The sequence below is a fragment of the Anaerotignum sp. genome (genome assembly GCF_045122575.1).
Taxonomy (GTDB): Bacteria; Bacillota; Clostridia; order Lachnospirales; family Anaerotignaceae; genus Anaerotignum_A.
Genome location: NZ_JBGVHV010000135.1, coordinates 1 through 2,729 on the forward strand (window position 1 = coordinate 1; position 2,729 = coordinate 2,729).

Annotated in this window: 6 protein-coding genes; all 6 read left to right on the forward strand. The window is 49.9% G+C overall.

Annotated elements, in window-relative coordinates; genetic code table 11:
- Positions 1 to 786: XkdQ/YqbQ family protein (locus ACJMLT_RS06660; RefSeq protein ID WP_405728409.1), on the forward strand; the 786-nt coding region annotated here is incomplete at its 5' end.
- A gap of 2 nt (positions 787 to 788) precedes the next feature.
- The gene (locus tag ACJMLT_RS06665; protein ID WP_405728412.1) at positions 789 to 1,154 is read left to right on the forward strand and encodes a phage tail assembly chaperone; all 366 of its coding nucleotides are present in this window, start codon (positions 789 to 791) and stop codon (positions 1,152 to 1,154) included.
- Positions 1,155 to 1,165: 11 nt separating this feature from the next.
- Positions 1,166 to 1,303: a hypothetical protein gene (locus ACJMLT_RS06670; protein ID WP_405728415.1), complete on the forward strand. Its 138-nt coding sequence runs from the start codon at positions 1,166 to 1,168 to the stop codon at positions 1,301 to 1,303.
- Positions 1,304 to 1,319: 16 nt separating this feature from the next.
- Positions 1,320 to 1,934, forward strand: a complete 615-nt coding sequence (locus tag ACJMLT_RS06675) for a hypothetical protein (RefSeq protein ID WP_405728418.1) — start codon at positions 1,320 to 1,322, stop codon at positions 1,932 to 1,934.
- A 15-nt stretch (positions 1,935 to 1,949) separates the two neighbouring features.
- Positions 1,950 to 2,312, forward strand: a complete 363-nt coding sequence (locus tag ACJMLT_RS06680) for a DUF2577 domain-containing protein (RefSeq protein WP_405728421.1) — start codon at positions 1,950 to 1,952, stop codon at positions 2,310 to 2,312.
- Entirely contained in the window at positions 2,269 to 2,673 is a 405-nt protein-coding gene (locus ACJMLT_RS06685; protein ID WP_405728424.1) for a DUF2634 domain-containing protein, read from the forward strand. Before ACJMLT_RS06680 ends, ACJMLT_RS06685 begins: the two co-directional genes overlap by 44 nt.
- The last annotated feature ends 56 nt before the right edge of the window (positions 2,674 to 2,729 follow it).

The window sequence follows — 2,729 nt, forward strand, 5'->3', positions numbered from 1 at the left end:
TTCAGCGGATTTGTGATGACAAAAGAGAGGACATCGGAGCAGATCATTTCTGTGACGGCCTATGACCAGATGTTTTACCTGACAAGGAACAAGGCTACTTATGTTTTTGTAAACAAAAGTGCAAAGGAAGTGATCCAGACCATTGGTGCGGACTATGGGCTGCAGGTAGGGCATATCACGGACAGTGGGTGGAAGATACCCCAGAGGATCGAGGAAGGGGAAACGCTGATGGATATCATTCTTTCGGCACTGGAGATCTGTGGGCAGGCAACGGGAAAGGAATATTTTCTGTATGACGGCGCAGGGGCTTTGGCGGTGAAGGAAAGAAGAGAGATGGTGACGGATGCAGTGCTGAAATGCGACGGCGGCATCAGTGAGTATACATACAGGACAGATATCAGCAAGGATACCTATAATGCGGTACAGCTTTACCATGCGGGACGGAAGGAAACGGAACGGAAGGCATATAAAGTGGAGAAGGCCGATCAGGTGAAGAAATGGGGCAGGCTGCAGTATTACAAACGGGTGGCTTACACATTGAATCAGGCGCAGCTGAAAGAACTGGCAGAAAGCATCCTGAAAGAAAAAAGTCGTGTGGTGAAAAAACTGACCATTGAAAACATCAACGGGGACATTTTGCTGCTGGCAGGGAACAGCATCTGGCTGGAGATCCCCGGGCTGGCGGAGATCAGCCTGCAGGGACAGGCATTGATCGAAAGCTGTACCCACGTTTTTGAGGACGGAGAGCATCGGATGCGGCTGAATATTCGGATCGAGGAGGGATAAGGATGGACTTGAAAAGTTTTCTGAAGGAGAATAACGGGTTTCCTGAAAATCGAAGGGTTTCCGTTTCCCCTTGTTTTATGGAGAATGGCGAAGAAGTGCTTTGGGAGATCAGAGCGGTCAGCGAGGAAGAATACCGCAGAGCAGCGGAAGGAAAGAAGGACAAATGGGCAGCGTTATGCCTGCTTTCGGTGGTAAAGCCTGACCTGAAGGATCGGGAGCTTTGGGCAAGCTACGGCGCTGTTGACGGGGAACAGGCGCTGAAGGAAATGCTCTATCCCGGGGAGTATGTGAAACTCTTGGAGGCCGTAAAGGACATCAATGGGTTTCAGAAACGCAGAAAGGCTTGGAAGGCACAGGCAAAAAACTGATCGAGGAGGGCGTGGACGAGGCGGACTATGCCTGCTATGCCCTCCGGAAATATGGGATACGCCCGAAAGAATGGGCGGAAATGACAACGCCTGAGCGGATGTTTTGCTGTGCGGCCATTGAGATGGAGATAGAAGCGGCACAGAAATAAAGAGGTGAGAGAAGGAATGGAGAAAAGAGAGAAGGGACTGTTTGGAAGGCTTCTGGCGTTCTGGAAGGAAAAAATCAGCATGAGCGAAGGGGGAAATATTGGATTCTGGCATGATACGGAAACTGTGGAAAATCATTTTGCTGAGATGGGGGCTATGGCCGCTTTGAGCCAGCAGGAGACGAAAAAGGTTTTTTGGGAGGAAGAGAGCGCGAAGACCATCGTATCGGCAGGAGAAATTCTGGAGAAACAGAAAAATATTCTGCCGGAAAAAACGGCAGAAGAGGAAACAGAGGAAGAAAAGATGCCGAAGAAAGAACGGAGGGCAAACTTTTTTTCGGCGGAGCCCCTATGGGAAAACGGACAGGCAGAAGAAAAAGAACCCGTGATGCGAAGGGCTTTTTTTACGGAAACAGCAGAAGAAGAAAGGGAAAAGCGGCGGATCGTGCCAGTTTCGGCAGAAGTGGTACAGGAGGAGAAAAGGTATGCTGAGGAAGAAAAGGTGCCGGTAAAAGAAGCGCACAAAAAAGAGGGAACACAGACAGAACCTGTGATCGATATAGAAGGGCTGATGCGGCAGATGACGAAAAAGCTCTGGGAGGAACGGGAAAGTTGTGGCAGGCGGCTGAGATAAGAAGGAGGCGGAAAAATGCTGGAAATCATCAAACAGCTGGCGCTGGATGTGGCGGAAACCGGTGCGGATTTCTGTACGGGAATCGTAATGGCAGCAAGCCCACTGTGTATTCGGCTGGAGGAAGGGATGGAACTGACAGAGGAATTTCTGATTCTGACGGAGGATATGCAGGAACAGGAGGAAACAGGAACCATCAGCATCAATGGAGGAAGCTGGAGCAACTACAGGATAAAGCGGGACAGAAAACCAAAAGCGGGCGAAAGGGTAGCGTTGCTGCGGGCGGCAGACGGACAGGAATATCTGGTGCTGGGGCGCGTGAGAAAGGAGGGGGAGTATGACACCGACACAGGAAGTGGAAATCGATATGATGACCATTGAGAAAAAGACCATCCCCAGCCTGACGTGGAAGATGAACGAAGAACGGGCTGAGGTGCGGGGAACGGTGGATGAAGGGGCGGCCATGAAACAGGCAGTCAATAAGATATTACAGACGGAAAGATACCGATATGCCATTTATGACTGGAATTATGGCATCGAGCTGGAAGACCTGTATGGAAAGAATGTGACCTATGTGATCCCTGAACTGAAAAAGAGAATAGAGGAAGCATTGCTGGCTGATGACAGGGTGACGGCGGTAACGGATTTTTCGTTTCAGCAGGAGAAAGGTTCTGTGACGGCAGAATTCGTGGTGCATACGATCTTTGGGGAAATAAAGGCAGAAAGGACGGTGGATATTTGATGGTGAGCTATGAAGCATTGATGGAGAGAAAACTGGATTTGATCGATGACAAGAGA

Excerpts from the sequence above, each read along its gene's own strand:
- ACJMLT_RS06665 (WP_405728412.1), top strand. The coding sequence starts at position 789 with ATGGACTTGAAAAGTTTTCTGAAGGAGAATAACGGGTTTCCTGAAAAT.
- ACJMLT_RS06675 (WP_405728418.1), top strand. The coding sequence starts at position 1,320 with ATGGAGAAAAGAGAGAAGGGACTGTTTGGAAGGCTTCTGGCGTTCTGG.
- ACJMLT_RS06680 (WP_405728421.1), top strand. The coding sequence starts at position 1,950 with ATGCTGGAAATCATCAAACAGCTGGCGCTGGATGTGGCGGAAACCGGT.
- ACJMLT_RS06685 (WP_405728424.1), top strand. The coding sequence starts at position 2,269 with ATGACACCGACACAGGAAGTGGAAATCGATATGATGACCATTGAGAAA.